Origin of the sequence: Streptomyces sp. NPDC044984, from assembly GCF_040646935.1 — a bacterium.
GTDB lineage: Bacteria > Actinomycetota > Actinomycetes > Streptomycetales > Streptomycetaceae > Streptomyces.
In genome coordinates, this window is sequence record NZ_JBEZBE010000004.1 from 263,799 (window position 1) to 280,548 (window position 16,750).

The following is a 16,750-nucleotide window of genomic DNA, read 5'->3' on the forward strand; positions in this document are numbered from 1 at the left end:
GTTGATTTGAATGCCCGGCGAGGGTGTCGGCCTGCTGAGGAAAGCCGCCCCCGGTCCTCGCTGCGGCCTGTTCGGCCATGACGTGCAACGCCGGACGGGCTGTTTTTATGCCGGTGCCTTCTCGATGACCCGGGGCTTCGGTTCCGCGTTCTCCAGGATGTCCCGGAGGTGGCGTTCCACGACGGGGAGCACCTCGGCGATCGTGATGTCGCGGCCCAGCTCGTTCGCCAGGGAGGCGACGCCCGCGTCGCGGATGCCGCACGGGATGATCTTGTCGAACCACTTGTTGTCGGGGTTCACGTTCAGCGCGAAGCCGTGCATCGTGACGCCCTTGGCCACGCGGATGCCGATCGCGGCGATCTTGCGGTCCTCGCGGCGCTGGCCGGCGTTGGAGGGCGCGTACTCCGGGCCGTTGAGGCGGGGGTCGAACTCGTCGTCGGTGAGCCGGGGGTCGAAGTCCAGGGAGAGTCCGCCGAGCGCCGGGCGCCGCTCCACCGGGTCGCCCAGCACCCACACCCCGCTGCGGCCCTCCACCCGGGTGGTCTCCAGGCCGAACTCCGCGCAGGTGCGGATCAGGGCCTCCTCCAGGCGGCGGACGTGCGCGACCACGTCCACCGGGCGGGGCAGCTTCTGGATCGGGTAGCCCACCAGCTGGCCGGGGCCGTGCCAGGTGATCTTGCCGCCGCGGTCCACGTCGATGACCGGGGTGCCGTCGAGGGGGCGCTCGCTGTCCGCGGTGCGGCGGCCGGCCGTGTAGACCGGGGGGTGCTCGAGGAGGATCACGGTGTCGGGCACCTCGTCGGCGAACCGCGCCGCGTGCACCCGGCGCTGCTCGTCCCAGGCCGCCTGGTAGTCCACGGCCTCGGTCCCGAAGCCCATCCGCACGAACCGCAACTCGCTCACGGCAAGCGCCTCCCTAGAAGGTCGTCAGGCACGAAACGCGCCCACGCCACTGTACGACCGTTCGAGTGGGTGCCGGTCGGCGGCGTCCGGCCGGCGGCGTCCGTCCGGGGTGGCCGTCAGCTTCCGGGCAATCCTCACACGATCGGATGAATGCCGGGTGAAGCCCGCGATCGGGTGCTTACTCTCCGCTACATTCGCGCCGTCCATGTGGCCATAAGGGCTGCTCACAGGCAATCCGGGCACCTCGCTCAGCCGGAAGGCAGGAGACCGCACCGCAGATGACGGAACGACCCGCGCAGCGCACCCCCAACCGACAGCTCGCCGCGCTCATCGCAGAAGCGGGGTTCTCCAACGCGGGACTCGCCCGGCGCGTGGACCAGCTCGGTCTCGAACACGGGCTCGACCTGAGATACGACAAGACGTCCGTCACCCGCTGGCTGCGCGGACAGCAGCCCCGCGGTACGACGCCGGCGCTGATCGCCGAGGTCTTCACCCGGCGTCTGGGCCGCCGCCTGACCGCGCAGGACCTGGGGCTGGACGCCTGCGCGCCGGTCTACGCGGGGCTGGAGTTCGCCGCCACCCCCGAGGAGGCCGTCGACATCGTCAGCGGGCTGTGGCGCAAGGACTCCGGCAGCCACGCCGAGCTGCGGAAGATCGCCTTCACCTCGGCGGGGCTGGTCGTGCCGAGCCGGGACTGGCTGATCGGGCGGGAGGACGAGAAGGTGGCCCGGGCGGAGCCGCCGGTGCCGGTACGGGTGCCGGCGCAGGGCCGGCCGCCGGTCCGTCCGGCCGAACTGCTCGCGCGCCGGCGTGCCACGGCCGAACGCGGTCCGGGCCACCGGGTCACCGGCGGCGACATCGCGGCGCTGCGTTCGGTCGGCGAGCTGTTCCGCACGCTCGACGACGCGTACGGCGGCGGGCACGCCCGCCAGGCCCTCGTGCGGTACCTGGAGCACGAGTGCGAGCCGATGCTGCGCGGCACGTACGGCGAGCAGACCGGGCGGCGGCTGTTCGCGGCCGCCGCGGACCTGACCCGGCTGGCCGGGTGGACGTCGTACGACATCGCGGCGCACGGGCTCGCACAGCGGTACTTCGTGCAGGCGCTGCGGCTGGCGCAGGCGGCGGGGGACCGGCCCTACGGTGCCTACGTCCTGGTCACCATGAGCCGGCAGGCCGTCTACCTCGGGCACGGGCGGGAGGCCGTGCAGCTCGCGCGGGTCGCCCAGCAGGGGGCGGGCGGGTCGGGGCCGCCGGTCGTGCAGGCGCTGCTGCACGCGGCCGAGGCGCGGGGGCACGGGGTGCTGGGGGAGGTGCGGGCCTGCACGGCGGCGCTGGTGCGCGCGGAGCGGGCGCTGGAGGGCGCGCGGCCCGGTGACGAGGTTCCGTACTGGGCGCGCTTCTTCGACGAGGCGCAGCTCGCCGACGAGTTCGGGCACTGCCACCGGGACCTGCAGCAGTTCCGGGCCGCCGCGCAGCATGCGGAGCGCTCGCTGCGGTTGCGGGCACCGGGGTACGCCCGGAGCCGGCTCTTCTGCCGGATGGTGCTGGCGACCGCCCGGCTCGGTCTGGGGGAGCTGGACCAGGCGTGCCAGCTGGCCGCCGAGGCGGCCGGTCAGGCGGCGGAGATGCGGTCGGTGCGGGCCGTCGAGTACGTCCGGGACTTCGAACGGAAGCTGGAGCCGTACCGGGACGCGGCTCCCGTGCGCACGTACCGCGACAGGATCGCGGCGTACGGCTGAACCCGCGTCCGACGCCCGCGGCGGGTGGGGGCGCGGGGCGCGGACGCGCCGACCACCGCGGACGGCCACCCCCGCCCCGTCGCTTTGCGAGTGCCCCGTGTTGGTGCGGGCCGGGGGTGGGTCGCGCAGCCCGGCGCTTGCGGGGTACCGTCGCGCCCACCCGTGCCGCCCCAGCGGCACGACTGCCCGCGGTCGCGGGAGACGGAAGGGGCCGGGCGCGCCCTCACCCCCGGCTCACGCCGCCCGAGCGCTCGGTACCGGATCCGCCGTGTGCATGGACCGGTCCACCCCCAGATCCGCCAGGATCGCAGCCGAAGCCCGGTGCGCCGAGTGCAACGCCCCCTGCACCGTCCCGGTGTCCCGGTGGTCACCGCACACGTACAGCCCCGCCAGCAACCGCACCGGCCGCCGCAGATCGTGCGGCGGCCGCATCACCGGCACCGCCTCCGCGGTGTGGTGCACGCCCAGCGTCTCCCAGCGCGCCGTCGACACGCCGTACAGCCGGGCCAGGTGCATGCGCACGGCGGTGTCCACCCCCGGCACCGGCGGCCCCAGGACCGTCGAGCTGACCAGCGTGCGCCCGGCCGGGGCCCGGGACGGGTCGACCCGGCTGACGACCGCCGTGTGCGCCACCGGCCCGCCCCGCTCGGCGTCGAGCAGCAGCGAGGTACCGGTCCCCGGGGCCTCGTCGGTGCTGTGGTGCACCACCGTCACGGGGTGGAAGTCCGGCACCCGCAGCCCGGGCAGCAGCTCGGCGGCGGCCCGCGCCCCGGTCGCGACCAGCACCGCGCCGCACCGGAACTCCCCGTGCTCCGCGGTGGTCACCGAGGTCGTCGACACGGAGGTGACCCGCACCCCCGTGTGCACCGTGCCCGGCGGCAGCGTCCGCGCCAGCGTCCGCGGCAGCGCCTCGGCACCGCCCTCCGGCACGCACAGCCGCCCGCTCGCGAACGCCCGCAGCGCCAGATCCGCGCACCGGCTGGACGTGGTGAGATCCGGATCGCACAGCAGGGCGGCGAGCAGGGGGCGCAGAAAGCCGTCGATGGTCCGGGCGGGCAGGCCCCGGGCCGGCAGCGCCTCGGCCGCCGTCGTCTCGGGCCGGGCCAGCAGCCGTTCCACCGGCGTGCCCGCGAGCTTGCTGAACGCGGCCCCCAGGCGGGCCTGGTCGACCGCCGTGCCCAGCGGGGCACCGGTGCGGCTGCGGGGCACGGACACCTGCCGTCCGGGCACGGCCACCGGCCTCCTGGGCCCGCTTCCCGGCCGTGGGGCGCTCGCCAGGGCGCGTACGGCATGGAGCGCGCTCCTCGCGCTCCGCGCCCCCCTCGCGCCCGGCCGCACCCCCGCACGGTGGTGCCGTCCGTCGCTGTGCAGCAGGACGCCGGGCGCGAAGGGCCGCAGCACCAGCCCGTCGAGGCCCGAGGCCGGCCGTAGTTCGGGATACGCCGTGGACAGCAGCCGTCCGATCCGGTCGAGCCGGAAGCCGTCGACCTTCTCGGTCGCCATCCGGCCGCCCACCTCGTGGGCGGCCTCCAGGACCAGGGTGGTGACTCCTGCGCTGGTCAGCCGTCGCGCCGCGGAGAGTCCGGCGACCCCGGCTCCCACGACGACGACGTCCGCCTGGTACGTGGGCTCAAGCACGTGCCCCTCCTCGAGGTTGCGCGGGCGCTGGAGACGTCATGCCCTCAGCAGGCCCCAGGGATACCCGAGTTCTGCTCGAGGTTAGGACCGTGGCCGAGCACCTGGTCAGTCGCGCATGGACAGAGCACGGGCGCACGACGGTCGCATACGCACGCCGGTTGGGCACGATGTGGTCGCAGAGGGCTCAGGGCCGGATCGGTTCCGGGCGGACCGTGGTCACGTCCGTGCGCTCACAGCGCCGCCCGGACCGCCCCCTCGATCCGGGGGAACGCGAACCGGAAACCGGACTCCAGCAGCCGTGCCGGCAGCACCCGGGCGCTGCCGAGGACGTCCCCGGCCATCTCCCCGAGCACCGTCCGCAGCACCGGTGCCGGCACCGCGAACACCGCCGGCCGGTGCAGCACGCGCGCCATCGCCCCGGTGATCTCACGGTTGGTCGCCGGATGCGGGGCGGTCAGGTTGAACGGCCCGGACAGCCCGTCGGTGTCCAGCAGATGGCGCAGCGCGGCCACCTCGTCGTGCAGCGCGACGAACGACCAGTACTGGCGTCCGTCGCCCAGCCGGCCGCCCAGCCCGGCCCGGAACAGCGGGAAGAGCCTGCCCCACGCCCCGCCCCCGCGCGCCACCACCAGGCCGGTGCGCGCGAACACCGTCCGCACGCCCGCCTCCCGCGCCGGTGCCGCGGCCGCCTCCCACTCGACGCACAGCTCCGGCAGGAATCCCTCGCCCGGCGGCGCGCTCTCGTCCACCGCCCGGTCGCCGGTCTCGCCGTAGTAGCCGATCGCGCTGCCGTTGAGGAACACCCGGGGCCGTACGTCCTCGGGCAGCCCGGCGACGGCCTCGGCGAGCGCGGTGGTGCCCCCGACCCGGCTGGTCCTGATCCGTGCCTTGTAGGCCGCCGTCCAGCGCCGGTCGCCGACCCCGGCGCCCGCCAGGTTGACCACCGCGTCGCACCCGGCGAGGCCGGCCGCGTCCACCGACCCGCGCTCCGGGTCCCACCGGACCTCGTTCGCCGCCCGGGGCGCGCCCCGCACCAGCCGGACCACCTCGTGCCCGTCCGCCGTCAGGGACCGCGCCAGCGCGCCACCGATGAGCCCGGACGCACCGGCCACCGCGATTCGGGAACGTTCCATGGCGTCCATCCTGCCCCTCACGGCACGGAAATCACGGCCGGGACGTCAGGACCCGGCCGTACAGTGGCCCTCATGTCCGAGCCGTCCATACGCATCGCCCGTTCCGGTGACGAGGGGGAGCTGGCCCGCCTCGACCGGGAGACCTGGTCCACCGTGCACGCCGTCGTCCCGCGGCCGGCGGACGACTCGTTCTTCAGCGAGCGGTCCGGACCCCGGGAGCACCTCGTCGCCGAGTGCGGGGGACGGATCGTGGGGTACGTCCGCCTCGGCTTCGCCACCGAACTCGCCAGCAACGCGCACGTGCGGCAGATCCGCGGCCTCGCCGTCGCCGAGGAGGCGCGCGGCCGGGGCGTGGGCCGGGCCCTGGTGCGGGCCGCCGTCGCCGAGGCGCGGGAACGCGGCGCCCGCCGGATCACCCTGCGCGTGCTCGGCCACAACACCGTCGCCCGCACGCTGTACGCGTCCGAGGGCTTCGTCGTGGAGGGCGTGCAGCCGGAGGAGTTCTTCGTCGGGGGCGAGTACGTCGACGACGTCATGATGGGCCGGTCGCTGGTCTGACGAGGCGGGCGGGGACCATGAGGCATACGGGGACCCCGGGGACGGGGACCACGGGGACTACGACGTCACCGGCTCCCCGGTGTCCACCGGTGCCGTCGCGTCCGCCGCGCGCTCGGCGTCGCCGGCCACCTCGTCCGCCGTCAGCACGTAGCCGGTCTCCGCGTCCGAGGTGGAGCGCGCGAACACCACGCCGTACACCCGGCCGTCCGTGGTCAGCAGCGGGCCGCCGGAGTTGCCGGGGCGGACGGTCGAACGGATCGAGTAGATCTCGCGGGTGACCGCCGCGTCGTTGTAGATGTTCTGCCCCCGGGCCTGGAGCCGGCCGGCGACCGTCGCCGCCTGCAGGTTGAGGTCGCCGTCCTGCGGGTAGCCCGCGACGACCGCCGAGTTGCCGCGGTCGGCGTCGTCGTCGAACTCCAGGACGGGGGCCCGCAGCTCCGGCACGTACAGCACGGCCACGTCCTTCTGCGGGTCGAAGAGCACCACCCGGGCCTCGTACGTCCGTCCCACCCCGCCCACGCGCACGGTCGGCTCGTCGATGCCGGCCACCACGTGGGCGTTGGTCATCACGTGCTCCGTCGCGTACACGAAGCCGCTGCCCTCGCGGCCCTGGGTGCCCGCGACACCCTCGACCTTCACCGTGCTGCGCTGCGCGGCCCGGGTGGCGGCCGCGGTGACGCTGTCGCCGGTGGGCGCGGCGACCTCGGCGGTCGACTCGTTCTCGAACGGGTTGAAGACCTGCGGGAAACCCGCCTCGGTCAGGGCCGACGTGGCCCGGGAGAACCATCCCGGGGTGGTGTCCGGCATCGTGTCCTGCACCGCGCCCAGCAGCCGCGAGTCCCGGATCGCCGACGTCACCAGCGAGGAGGAGGACGCGCCCAGGACGCTCGCCACCACCCACGCCACGATCAGCACGGCCACCGAGTTGGCCACCGCCCCGCCGACCCCGTCCGCCACCCGCAGCGGGCCCCGGTCCAGCTCCCGCCGCAGCCTGAGCGCCAGCCGCCCCGCCAGCTCGTGGCCCGTCACGGCCGGCAGCAGCACCGTGAACACGGCCGTCAGCGTCGCCCGGGTCGTCCCCGGCGTCACCAGGTCCATCACCCACGGCAGGAGCCACACGCCGACGACCGCACCGCCCACGAAACCGGCCAGCGAGACGCAGCCCGCCAGCAGCCCGCGCCGGTAACCGGACGCCGCGTAGGCCAGGACGACCAGCAACAGCAGGATGTCGAGCAGGTCCACGCACGCCGCCTTTCTCTCGGGACCACCGGCCCATCAGTACGTGGGGGAGGGGCCCGGTGATCAGCCACGCGCGCGACGGCCGCGGGAATGCGGCCACGCGCGCGTGTACCGGGGAAAACGTCCCGGACCAGGGCGATGGTTCCACCGGGTGGCGCAGCACGGATCGCGGACGTGGGCGGACCGGCCCACAGTGGGCTCATGCGTGTCCCCAGGAGACCGCGCGGAGCGCGGCAGCGCCGCCCCCACCGGATACCCGGCGGGCCCGGCTCCCCGCGCCCGCCACGGGCCGTCACGGCGTCGCTCGGCTGTCTGCCGGGCATGGCCGCCGCCGTCGCCCTGGTGCTGTGCGCCCACGGCGTCGAGCACGCCGCCGAGGACGCCGCCGCCCTCTCCGCCGCGCGGGCCGCGGCCCTCCACCAGGCGCCCCGGCCGGCCGTCGTGCCCCGCTCCGCCTGGCTGGGCGACACCACGCGGGAACAGCCCCCGCCGCGCTACGACGACGAGGTCGTCGCCGTCTTCGTCCACCACACCGACTCGCCCAACGGCTACGACTGCGCGGACGCCCCCGGCATCATCCGGAGCCTGTACGACGGCCAGACCGGCGCCCGTCACTGGGACGACCTCGGCTACAACTTCGTCGTCGACCGCTGCGGCACCGTCTACGAGGGCCGCGCAGGCGGCACCGACCGCCCCGTCACCGGCGCCCACACCCAGGGCTTCAACCACCGCACCACCGGGATCGCCGCCCTCGGCACCTTCACCGAGGGCACGGAGGTGCCGCCGGAGATGCTGCGCGCGATCGCCGCCGTGGCCGCCTGGAAGCTCGGCACGTCCGGCACCGACCCGCGCGCCGACGTCCGGCTGGTCTCCAGCAACGGCGGCAGCCGCTACGCGGCCGGCACCACCGCCACCCTGCCCGCGGTCGCCGGCCACAGCGACGGCTACATGACCGACTGCCCGGGCGCCGCCCTCAAGGCCCGCCTCCCGGAGATCAGGACCCTGGCGGCCCGCCTCCAGGGACGCGGCACCCGGGACTACCTGCCCGACGACACACAGACCGCAGTACGGAACGACAACGACACACGGAACGAAGAGCAGGTCCCATGAACGACACGCCCGACCGAAGTACCACCTGGGCGGACGCCCTGCGCCGTCCCTGGACGGCCCTGTGCGCCGCCGCCGCCGTGGTCCTGGGCCCGGCGGCCCACACCGCCTCCGCCCTCATGCAGGCCAACGCCGCCCCGCTGCGCCACGCGCCGACTCCCCACCGGCGCCTGTGAACCGGCGGGCGGCTCAGCTCCCGAACCGCTCCCACAGCCGCGGGTAGCGTTCGGCGAGCAGGGCCTCGTTCTCGAAGTCGAGCGGCGTGCCCTCCGGCTCCACGGGGGCCGGGGGCAGGTCGAGGTCGGGCGCCACCGTGCCGGTGAGCTGCTCGTACGCCTCGTCCGCCGCGTAGCCGAGGTCCTCGCCGTCGCCGTCGATCTCCTCGTCGAAGGCGTCGAGGAGATCGGCGAGCGCGTCCGGGTCGTGCAGCGCCCCCTCGAACACCTCCCGGCCCTGGCCGATCAGCCAGCACCGGAAGTAGTCGAAGGCGTCGTCGCTCGCCCCGCCCAGCAGCACCCAGGCGGCACCCCACAGGTCCCAGTGGTACGCGCGGTGGTAGCGGGACTCGAAGTGACGGGCGAAGTCCAGGACCGCCTCCGGGTCCAGCCGCACGAGCCGCTCCACCAGCAGGTCGGCCTGCTCCTCCGGATCGCCCCCGGCGTCCTCGCGGGCGGTGTCCACCAGCTCCCAGAACTCCGTTTCGTCCATCACGAGGTCAAGCATCGGCCCTGCGGCTCACCGACGCACCCGCAGTGCGCGCACCGGCCGGGAAGGGGCGCGGGGCGGTGTCGACATGCGGCTCCGCCGCGTGGGCGCAAACGGGGTCTGGGGGCGGTGCCCCCCCGGACGGGGCGGCGGGGCGAAAAACACCCGGGCACGCAGGCCCGGCGGACTCACCGCCCGTACAGCTCCGCCAGCCGCACGGCCTCCGCCGCGAACCGCTCCCGCAAAGACGCCGGCGCCAGCACCTCCACCTCCGCCCCCAGCGCCGTCAGCTGCTCGTGGGCGACCTCCTCGGACTCCACCGGCAGGGTCACCGTCATCCGCCCGTCGTCGCCGTCCGGCTCGCCCGCCCGTGCCAGCGCCTCCCGCGCGGACAGCGGATCCACGGCGTGCGGCAGCCGGCGCACCCCTTCCGCGGACAGCCGCACCACGACCTCCGCGCGCAGGATGGAGCGCGCGAACTTCTCCGCCTGCTCCTCCCAGAACGCGGGCAGATCGAAGTCCGGCTCCCGCCCGAAACGCTCCCCATCCGCCGCCACCGCCGTGAACCGGTCGATCCGGTACACCCGGAAGGAGCCGTCCCCGGCCACCCGTGCGCACAGGTACCAGACGCCCGCCTTGAGCACGAGTCCGTACGGCTCCAGCTCCCGCTCCACGTCGTGCTCGCCGCGCCGGTAGCGGGCGGTGATCCGCCGGTCGTCCCACACCGCGTCCGCGATCTTCGGCAGCAGCTCGGGCGTGACCGGCTCGCGGAACCAGTTCGGGGCGTCCAGGTGGAACCGCTGCGCCGCCGTGTGCGACGCGTCCCGCAGGGACGGCAGCAGGGCGGCCGACACCTTCAGCCGGGCCGCCGAGGCCGCGTCCTCCAGGCCCATCTCGCGCAGCGCCCCCGGCACCCCGGACAGGAACAGCGCCTCCGCCTCGCCGCGCGCCAGCCCGGTCAGCCGCGTCCGGTACCCGCCGACCAGCCGGTAGCCGCCGATCCGCCCCCGGTCCGCGTACACCGGTACCCCGGCCTCCGACAGCGCCTGCGCGTCCCGGGTGACCGTACGCTCCGACACCTCCAGCTCCCGCGCCAGCTCGGCGGCGGTCATGGAGGGCCGGGACTGGAGCAGCAGCACCATCTTGATCAGCCGGGCAGCACGCATGGGCCCCATCATGCAGGAGGCCCCCGCCGGGTGGGCGGGGGCCTCCTGTCGTGATCCGAGCCCTTACAGGCCGTACTTCTCGCGCGCTTCCTTCACGGACGCCGCCTGGACCTCGCCGCGCCGGGCGAGCTGGGCCAGGGCCGCGACGACGATGGACTCGGCGTCGACGCCGAAGTGGCGGCGGGCCGCGTCACGGGTGTCCGACAGGCCGAAGCCGTCGGCGCCCAGCGACGTGTAGTCCTGCTCGACCCACTGCGCGATCTGGTCCGGAACCTGGCGCATGTAGTCGGAGACCGCCAGCACCGGGCCCTCGGCGCCCTGGAGCGCCTGCCGGACGAACGGCACCCGGTCCTCGCCGCGCAGCAGCGCCTCGTCCGCCTCCATGGCGTCCCGGCGCAGCTCGGTCCACGAGGTGGCGGACCACACGTCGGCGGCCACGCCCCACTCCTCGGCGAGCATCCGCTGCGCCTTCAGCGCCCAGTGGATCGCCGTGCCGGAGCCGAGCAGCTGGATGCGCGGCGCGTTCGCGGCCGGGGTCAGGCCCGCGGACTCCGCCGTGTTGAAGCGGTACAGGCCCTTGACGATGCCCTCGTCGATGCCGGCGGCCGACGGCTTGGCGGGCTGCGGCAGCGGCTCGTTGTAGACCGTCAGGTAGTAGAAGACGTTCTGGTCCTCGTCCGGCTTGGCCTCGCCGAACATCCGGCGCAGACCCTCCTTGACGATGACGCCGATCTCGTACGCGAACGCCGGGTCGTACGTCAGTGCCGCCGGGTTGGTCGCCGCGATGACCGGGGAGTGGCCGTCGGCGTGCTGGAGGCCCTCGCCCGTCAGCGTCGTACGGCCGGCGGTGGCGCCGACCAGGAAGCCGCGGCCGAGCTGGTCGCCCAGCTGCCACATCTGGTCGCCGGTGCGCTGCCAGCCGAACATCGAGTAGTAGATGTAGAACGGGATCATCGTCTCGCCGTGCGTCGCGTACGACGTCGAGGCGGCGACGAACTCGGCCATGGCACCGGCCTCGGTGATGCCCTCGTTGAAGATCTGGCCGTTCTTGGCTTCCTTGTAGTACATCAGCTGGTCGCGGTCGACCGGCTCGTACGTCTGGCCCATCGGCGAGTAGATGCCGAGGGACGGGAAGAGGCTCTCCATGCCGAAGGTGCGCGCCTCGTCGGGGACGATCGGCACCCAGCGCTTTCCGGTCTCCTTGTCGCGGACCAGGTCCTTGACCAGGCGGACGAACGCCATGGTGGTGGCCACGTTCTGCGAGCCGGAGCCCTTGTCGAAGGCGGCGAACGCCTTGTCGGCGGGCTGGGGCAGCGGCGCGACCGGGTGGACGCGGCGGGCCGGGGCGGGACCGCCGAGGGCGGCGCGGCGCTCCTGGAGGTAACGGACCTCGGGGGAGTCGGCGCCCGGGTGGACGTAGGGGACCTGGCCGTCGACGAACTGCGCGTCCGAGATCGGCAGTTCGAGCCGGTCGCGCATCGCCTTGAACTCGTCCACCGTCAGCTTCTTCATCTGGTGGTTGGCGTTCTTGGAGGCGAAGCCCTCACCGAGGGTGTGGCCCTTGACGGTCTGCGCCAGGATCACGGTCGGCGCGCCCTTGTGGGCGAGCGCGGCCTTGTAGGCGGCGTAGACCTTGCGGGACTCGTGGCCGCCGCGCGAGAGGTGGAAGCACTCGAGGATCTTGTCGTCGCTCAGCAGCTTCGCCATCTCGACGAGCGCCGGGTCCTTGCCGAAGAAGTCCTCGCGGATGTAGGCGGCGTCGCGCGTCTGGTACGTCTGCACCTGCGCGTCGGGTACCTCGCGGAGGCGTCGTACCAGGGCCCCGGTGGTGTCGAGCCGGAACAGCTCGTCCCAGGCGGTGCCCCACAGGGTCTTGATGACGTTCCAGCCGGCGCCGCGGAACTGGGCCTCCAGCTCCTGCACGATCTTGAAGTTGGCGCGGACCGGACCGTCGAGGCGCTGCAGGTTGCAGTTGATGACGAAGGTCAGGTTGTCCAGCTGCTCGCGGGAGGCGAGGGTGAGCGCGGTCGTCGACTCGGGCTCGTCCATCTCGCCGTCGCCGAGGAACGCCCAGACGTGGGAGTCGGAGACGTCCTTGATGCCGCGGCTGGTCAGGTAGCGGTTGAACCGCGCCTGGTAGATCGCGGAGATCGGGCCGAGGCCCATGGAGACGGTGGGGAACTCCCACAGCCAGGGCAGACGGCGCGGGTGCGGGTACGACGGCAGGCCGTTGCCGCCCGCCTCGCGGCGGAAGTTGTCGAGCTGCTGCTCGCCGATCCGGCCGTCGAGGAAGGCGCGGGCGTAGATGCCGGGGGAGGCGTGGCCCTGGATGTAGAGCTGGTCGCCGGAGCCGTCACCCTCCTTACCGCGGAAGAAGTGGTTGAAGCCGGTCTCGTAGAGCCAGGCCGCGGAGGCGAAGGTGGCGATGTGGCCGCCGACGCCGTACTTGCTGCCGCGGGTCACCATGGCCGCCGCGTTCCAGCGGTTCCAGGCGGTGATCCGCTGCTCCAGCGCCTCGTCGCCGTCCACGGCGGGCTCGGCGGCGGTGGGGATGGTGTTGACGTAGTCCGTCTCGAGGAGCTTCGGCAGCGCGAGGCCGGCTCCCTCGGCACGCTCCAGCGTGCGGCGCATCAGGTACGCGGCACGGTGCGGCCCGGCCGCCTTGGTGACGGCGTCCAGGGAGGCCTGCCACTCGGCGGTCTCCTCGGGGTCGCGGTCCGGGAGCTGGTCGAGCTCGCTCGGCTGGATGGCGTTGGGGTCGGTCGTCATGTCGCCGCCTTCCTCAGTCGAAGGGGGGTGCCCTTGTGTCTTTGGCAGGACAGGGCGGAGGGCTCGGGTGCAAGCCCGCTGGCGACTGTAACTTGCTGATCGATGATCGATCAAAGGGGTGAGGGGCAAAATCTCTCGATCTCGAGAAAGTCGGCACGGGGTGCCTCCGGCGGTGGCACCGGGTGACTGTTCGATTCGAGGTTTGCGCAGGTGAGGAGGTGTGTGCGCGGATGAGCCGGGTGAGCCGGCCGTATGACGGCTGCGGGTGCGTCGTGGCTGGTCGCATAGTTCCCCGCGCCCCTTCCAGGGGCGGCGGGGGCGGGAAAAGGCCTGTCAGGCCCGCGGCGCACACCCCAGCACATGGGCCTTGACCAGCTCCGCGATCAGCGGATCGCGCCGCCGGAACGCCGCCACCAACTCCTCGTGCTCCTCCGCGTAGGACTGCTGCACCGTCCCCAGCCACCGTATCGACAACGCCGTGAACACCTCGATCCCCAGCCCCTCCCACGTGTGCAGCAGCACCGAGTTGCCGGCGGCCCGCACCAACTCCCGGTGGAACGCCACGGTGTGCCGCACCTGCCCCGTCCCGTCCGCCAGCCGGTCCGCCTCGTACAGCGCGGCGACGTGCGGCTCCAGCGCCGAGCAGTCCTCCGCCAGCCGCCCCGCAGCCAGCTCCGCCGCGATCGCCTCGAGCCCCGCCCGCACCGGGTAACTCTCCTCCAGGTCGGCGGCCGTGAGGTTCCGCACCCGTACGCCCTTGTTGGGCGCCGACTCGATCAGCCGCAGCGACTCCAGCTCGCGCAGCGCCTCCCGTACGGGCGTCTGGCTGACCTCCAGCTCGGTGGCGATCCGCCGCTCCACGATCCGCTCGCCCGGCTGCCAGCGTCCGCTGATGATCCCTTCCAGGATGTGCTCGCGGATCTGTTCGCGCAGCGAGTGGACGACGGGCGCGGTCATGAGGGGCTCCTTAGCGGGGCCCACGGGCCCCCGGGGGGCTTTGACGCTTAGACAATACGGCCGCGGGCTCGTGCGGGAGGGGCGCACGGGGGCGCTTTCGCCCAGGTGAGACGAGACTTACACGCGGTCCTCCCTGCGCCGAACAGGTGGCCCCGTGTGATCGTCCGACCGAAGTCGTGTGTCGTGTGCCGCGGGGGAATTGTCCGTATTAAAAAATGATCGTGTCATTTTTCCCTCGGATCAGAAGGGACAGAAGCGACGATGATGCGAGCCAAAGGGCCCGGCCCTTCAGGCGCGACGGTCTTCGCCCGACGACGACACGGTCTTCGACTGACCGGCGCGATGGTCTTCGCCGCCGCGCTGGTCGGCTTCTCACCGTCCGGTGTCGCGGCGGCCCCCGGCCTCGGCTGGAACGGCCCCGACCCCGGCAAGTGCGACTACAGCCACGACCGCCCCTGCAAGGGCGAGCCGGGTCCTCCCGGACCTCCCGGTCCTCCCGGGCCGTGCGTGAGCATCGACAGCTACAACCGCGGCGAGCAGCAGTACACCGGCGTCATCAACCCCGACCAGGAGATCTCGGTCGGCACGCGGAGCCTCCAGCCGAATCCGGGCGCCTACACGTGGTCGGACCTGTCGGACAACCCGGGCGCCCCGACGAACGCCTGCAGCATCACGGTGACCGAGCAGGGGAACACGCTGAACGTCCAGGTGATCACCACCACCGGCACGGTGGTCGAGACGTTCTGCAGCGTTCCCGGCAACCAGCTCGTGTGCACGTCCCCGTGGACCGCGGTCACCCCGCAGCCGCTGACGTGACCCCTGCCGATCGAGGCACGGAGCCCCGCGCCCCCATACGCAGGTGCCCCCACCCGAAGACTCCGGGTGGGGGCACCTGCGTATGCCTTGACGGACGACGCCTACAGACCGAGCTCGACCTCGAACTCGCCCGCCTCCAGGATCGCCTTGACCGCCGTCAGGTAACGGGCCGCGTCGGCACCGTCCACCAGGCGGTGGTCGTAGGAGAGGGTCAGGTAGGTCATGTCGCGGACGCCGATGACCGTACCCTCCTCGGTCTCGATGACGGCCGGACGCTTGACCGTGGCACCGATGCCGAGGATCGCGACCTGGCCCGGGGGCACGATGATCGTGTCGAACAGCGCGCCGCGCGAACCGGTGTTGGAGATGGTGAAGGTCGCGCCGGCCAGCTCGTCCGGGCTGATCTTGCTCGCCCGCACCTTGCCCGCCAGGTCGGCGGTCGCCTTGGCGATGCCGGCCAGGTTGAGGTCACCGGCGTTCTTGATGACCGGGGTCATCAGGCCCTTCTCGGAGTCCACCGCGATACCGATGTTCTCGGTGTCGAAGTAGGTGATGGTCCCCTCGGCCTCGTTGATCTTGGCGTTGATCGGCGCGTGGGCCTTCAGCGCCTGGGCCGCGGCCTTGACGAAGAACGGCATCGGGGAGAGCTTGACGCCCTCACGCGCCGCGAACGCGTCCTTGGCGCGGGCGCGCAGCTTCATCAGGCGGGTGACGTCGACCTCGACCACCGAGGACAGCTGGGCCTGCTCGTGCAGGGCCTTGACCATGTTGTCGCCGATGACCTTGCGGATCCGCGGCATCTTCACGGTCTGACCGCGCAGCGGGGAGGCCTCGAGGGACGGGGCCTTCTTCGCGGCGGGCGCCGCAGCCGCGGCCGGGGCCGGGGCGGCGGTGGCGGCCTTCGCGGCCTCGGCGGCGGCGATGACGTCCTGCTTGCGGATGCGGCCGCCGACGCCGGTGCCCTTGACGGTGGACAGGTCGACGCCGTTCTCGGCGGCGAGCTTGCGCACCAGCGGGGTCACGTAGGCGCCCTCGTCCGTCGGCTGGGCGGCGGCCGGGGCGGCCGGAGCGGCAGCCGGGGCCGGGGCGGGCGCCGGAGCGGCCGGGGCCGCGGGCGCCTGCGGGGCCGGAGCCGGGGCGGGAGCGGCCGGGGCGGGAGCGGGCGCCGGGGCGGCCGGAGCCGGGGCGGCCTGCTGCGGGGCCGGGGCGGGCGCGGGCTGCGCCGGGGCCGGGGCGGGCTGCGCCGGGGCCTCGGGGGCGGCCGGGGCGGGGGCGGCGGCCGGAGCGGCACCCGCCTCGCCGATGACGGCGAGCTTGGCGCCGACCTCGGCCGTCTCGTCCTCGCCGACCACGATCTCCAGCAGCGTGCCGGAGGCGGGGGCGGGGATCTCGGTGTCGACCTTGTCCGTCGACACCTCCAGCAGCGGCTCGTCGGCCTCGACGGTGTCACCGACCGACTTCAGCCAGCGGGTGACGGTGCCCTCGGTGACGGACTCGCCGAGCGCGGGCAGGACCACGTCCGTGCCCTGGGCGGAGCCGCCGCCGGCCGCGGCCTCGGCGGTGGGTGCCGGGGCAGGGGCGGGCTGCTCGGTGGAGGGCTGGGCCTGCGGCTCCGGGGCGGGAGCCGGCGGGGCGGCCTGCTCGGCGGCCGGGGCCTGCTCGGCGGCGGGGGCCTGCTCGGCGGCGGGGGCCTGCTCGGCGGCGGGGGCCTGCTCGGCGGCCGGGGCACCGCTGCCGTCGTCGATCAGCGCCAGCTCGGCGCCGACCTCGACCGTCTCGTCCTCGGCGACCTTGATGGAGGACAGCACGCCGGAGGCGGGAGCGGGGATCTCGGTGTCGACCTTGTCGGTGGAGACCTCGAGCAGCGGCTCGTCGGCCTCGACGCGCTCGCCCTCGGCCTTCAGCCAGCGGGTGACAGTGCCCTCGGTGACGCTCTCGCCGAGCGCCGGAAGGGTTACGGAAACCGCCATGGTTTCGGTTGCTCCTTTAAAAGTGCGGAAGTCTGTGTCGTCGCGCCCGA

At 73.8% G+C, this 16,750-nt stretch carries 14 protein-coding genes; 5 read left to right on the plus strand and 9 right to left on the minus strand.

Annotated features, from left to right (window positions below; all coding sequences use genetic code 11):
- Window positions 1-105 precede the first annotated feature (105 nt).
- Window positions 106-903 (minus strand): lipoyl(octanoyl) transferase LipB, encoded by a 798-nt coding sequence (gene lipB / locus AB0A94_RS06705; protein WP_361739792.1) that lies wholly within the window; start codon window positions 901-903, stop codon window positions 106-108.
- Between the two features lie 278 nt (window positions 904-1,181).
- Here lipB and AB0A94_RS06710 point away from each other — a divergent pair, with 278 nt between their 5' ends.
- The gene (locus AB0A94_RS06710; RefSeq protein WP_361739795.1) at window positions 1,182-2,642 is read left to right on the plus strand and encodes a regulator; all 1,461 of its coding nucleotides are present in this window, start codon (window positions 1,182-1,184) and stop codon (window positions 2,640-2,642) included.
- 234 nt (window positions 2,643-2,876) lie between these two features.
- Here AB0A94_RS06710 and AB0A94_RS06715 read toward each other — a convergent pair whose 3' ends face one another.
- Both AB0A94_RS06715 and AB0A94_RS06720 read right to left on the minus strand, forming a co-directional pair.
- A complete protein-coding gene (locus AB0A94_RS06715) occupies window positions 2,877-4,280 on the minus strand; it encodes an NAD(P)/FAD-dependent oxidoreductase (RefSeq protein WP_361739798.1) in 1,404 nt (467 codons plus the stop codon).
- A 230-nt stretch (window positions 4,281-4,510) separates the two neighbouring features.
- Window positions 4,511-5,413, minus strand: a complete 903-nt coding sequence (locus AB0A94_RS06720) for a TIGR01777 family oxidoreductase (RefSeq protein ID WP_361739801.1) — start codon at window positions 5,411-5,413, stop codon at window positions 4,511-4,513.
- Between the two features lie 72 nt (window positions 5,414-5,485).
- On the opposite strand from AB0A94_RS06720, the gene AB0A94_RS06725 reads away from it, so the two are divergent.
- A complete protein-coding gene (locus AB0A94_RS06725; protein ID WP_361739803.1) occupies window positions 5,486-5,971 on the plus strand; it encodes a GNAT family N-acetyltransferase in 486 nt (161 codons plus the stop codon).
- A gap of 57 nt (window positions 5,972-6,028) precedes the next feature.
- Here AB0A94_RS06725 and AB0A94_RS06730 read toward each other — a convergent pair whose 3' ends face one another.
- Window positions 6,029-7,213 carry a MarP family serine protease gene (locus AB0A94_RS06730; RefSeq protein WP_361739806.1) on the minus strand — a complete coding sequence of 395 codons (1,185 nt, stop codon included), beginning with the start codon at window positions 7,211-7,213 and terminating at the stop codon, window positions 6,029-6,031.
- A gap of 198 nt (window positions 7,214-7,411) precedes the next feature.
- On the opposite strand from AB0A94_RS06730, the gene AB0A94_RS06735 reads away from it, so the two are divergent.
- Window positions 7,412-8,320 (plus strand): peptidoglycan recognition protein, encoded by a 909-nt coding sequence (locus AB0A94_RS06735; protein ID WP_361739809.1) that lies wholly within the window; start codon window positions 7,412-7,414, stop codon window positions 8,318-8,320.
- The gene (locus AB0A94_RS06740) at window positions 8,317-8,493 is read left to right on the plus strand and encodes a hypothetical protein (RefSeq protein ID WP_217136717.1); all 177 of its coding nucleotides are present in this window, start codon (window positions 8,317-8,319) and stop codon (window positions 8,491-8,493) included. The genes AB0A94_RS06735 and AB0A94_RS06740 overlap by 4 nt, the downstream gene beginning before the upstream one ends.
- 13 nt (window positions 8,494-8,506) lie before the next feature.
- On the opposite strand, the gene AB0A94_RS06745 is transcribed toward AB0A94_RS06740, so the two are convergent.
- The 4 genes from AB0A94_RS06745 to AB0A94_RS06760 form a co-directional block, all read right to left on the minus strand.
- Window positions 8,507-9,025, minus strand: coding sequence for a DUF4240 domain-containing protein (locus tag AB0A94_RS06745; protein ID WP_361739941.1), 519 nt, complete (start codon window positions 9,023-9,025; stop codon window positions 8,507-8,509).
- Window positions 9,026-9,210: 185 nt separating this feature from the next.
- Window positions 9,211-10,188 (minus strand): WYL domain-containing protein, encoded by a 978-nt coding sequence (locus tag AB0A94_RS06750; RefSeq protein WP_361739812.1) that lies wholly within the window; start codon window positions 10,186-10,188, stop codon window positions 9,211-9,213.
- Between the two features lie 63 nt (window positions 10,189-10,251).
- Window positions 10,252-12,957, minus strand: coding sequence for a pyruvate dehydrogenase (acetyl-transferring), homodimeric type (gene aceE, locus AB0A94_RS06755; RefSeq protein WP_361739815.1), 2,706 nt, complete (start codon window positions 12,955-12,957; stop codon window positions 10,252-10,254).
- Window positions 12,958-13,290: 333 nt separating this feature from the next.
- Complete coding sequence (locus AB0A94_RS06760) at window positions 13,291-13,914, minus strand: GntR family transcriptional regulator (protein ID WP_361739818.1); 624 nt, start codon at window positions 13,912-13,914, stop codon at window positions 13,291-13,293.
- Between the two features lie 261 nt (window positions 13,915-14,175).
- On the opposite strand from AB0A94_RS06760, the gene AB0A94_RS06765 reads away from it, so the two are divergent.
- Window positions 14,176-14,730: a hypothetical protein gene (locus AB0A94_RS06765; protein ID WP_361739820.1), complete on the plus strand. Its 555-nt coding sequence runs from the start codon at window positions 14,176-14,178 to the stop codon at window positions 14,728-14,730.
- A 101-nt stretch (window positions 14,731-14,831) separates the two neighbouring features.
- Here AB0A94_RS06765 and sucB read toward each other — a convergent pair whose 3' ends face one another.
- The gene (sucB, locus tag AB0A94_RS06770) at window positions 14,832-16,700 is read right to left on the minus strand and encodes a 2-oxoglutarate dehydrogenase, E2 component, dihydrolipoamide succinyltransferase (protein ID WP_361739823.1); all 1,869 of its coding nucleotides are present in this window, start codon (window positions 16,698-16,700) and stop codon (window positions 14,832-14,834) included.
- Window positions 16,701-16,750 lie beyond the last annotated feature (50 nt).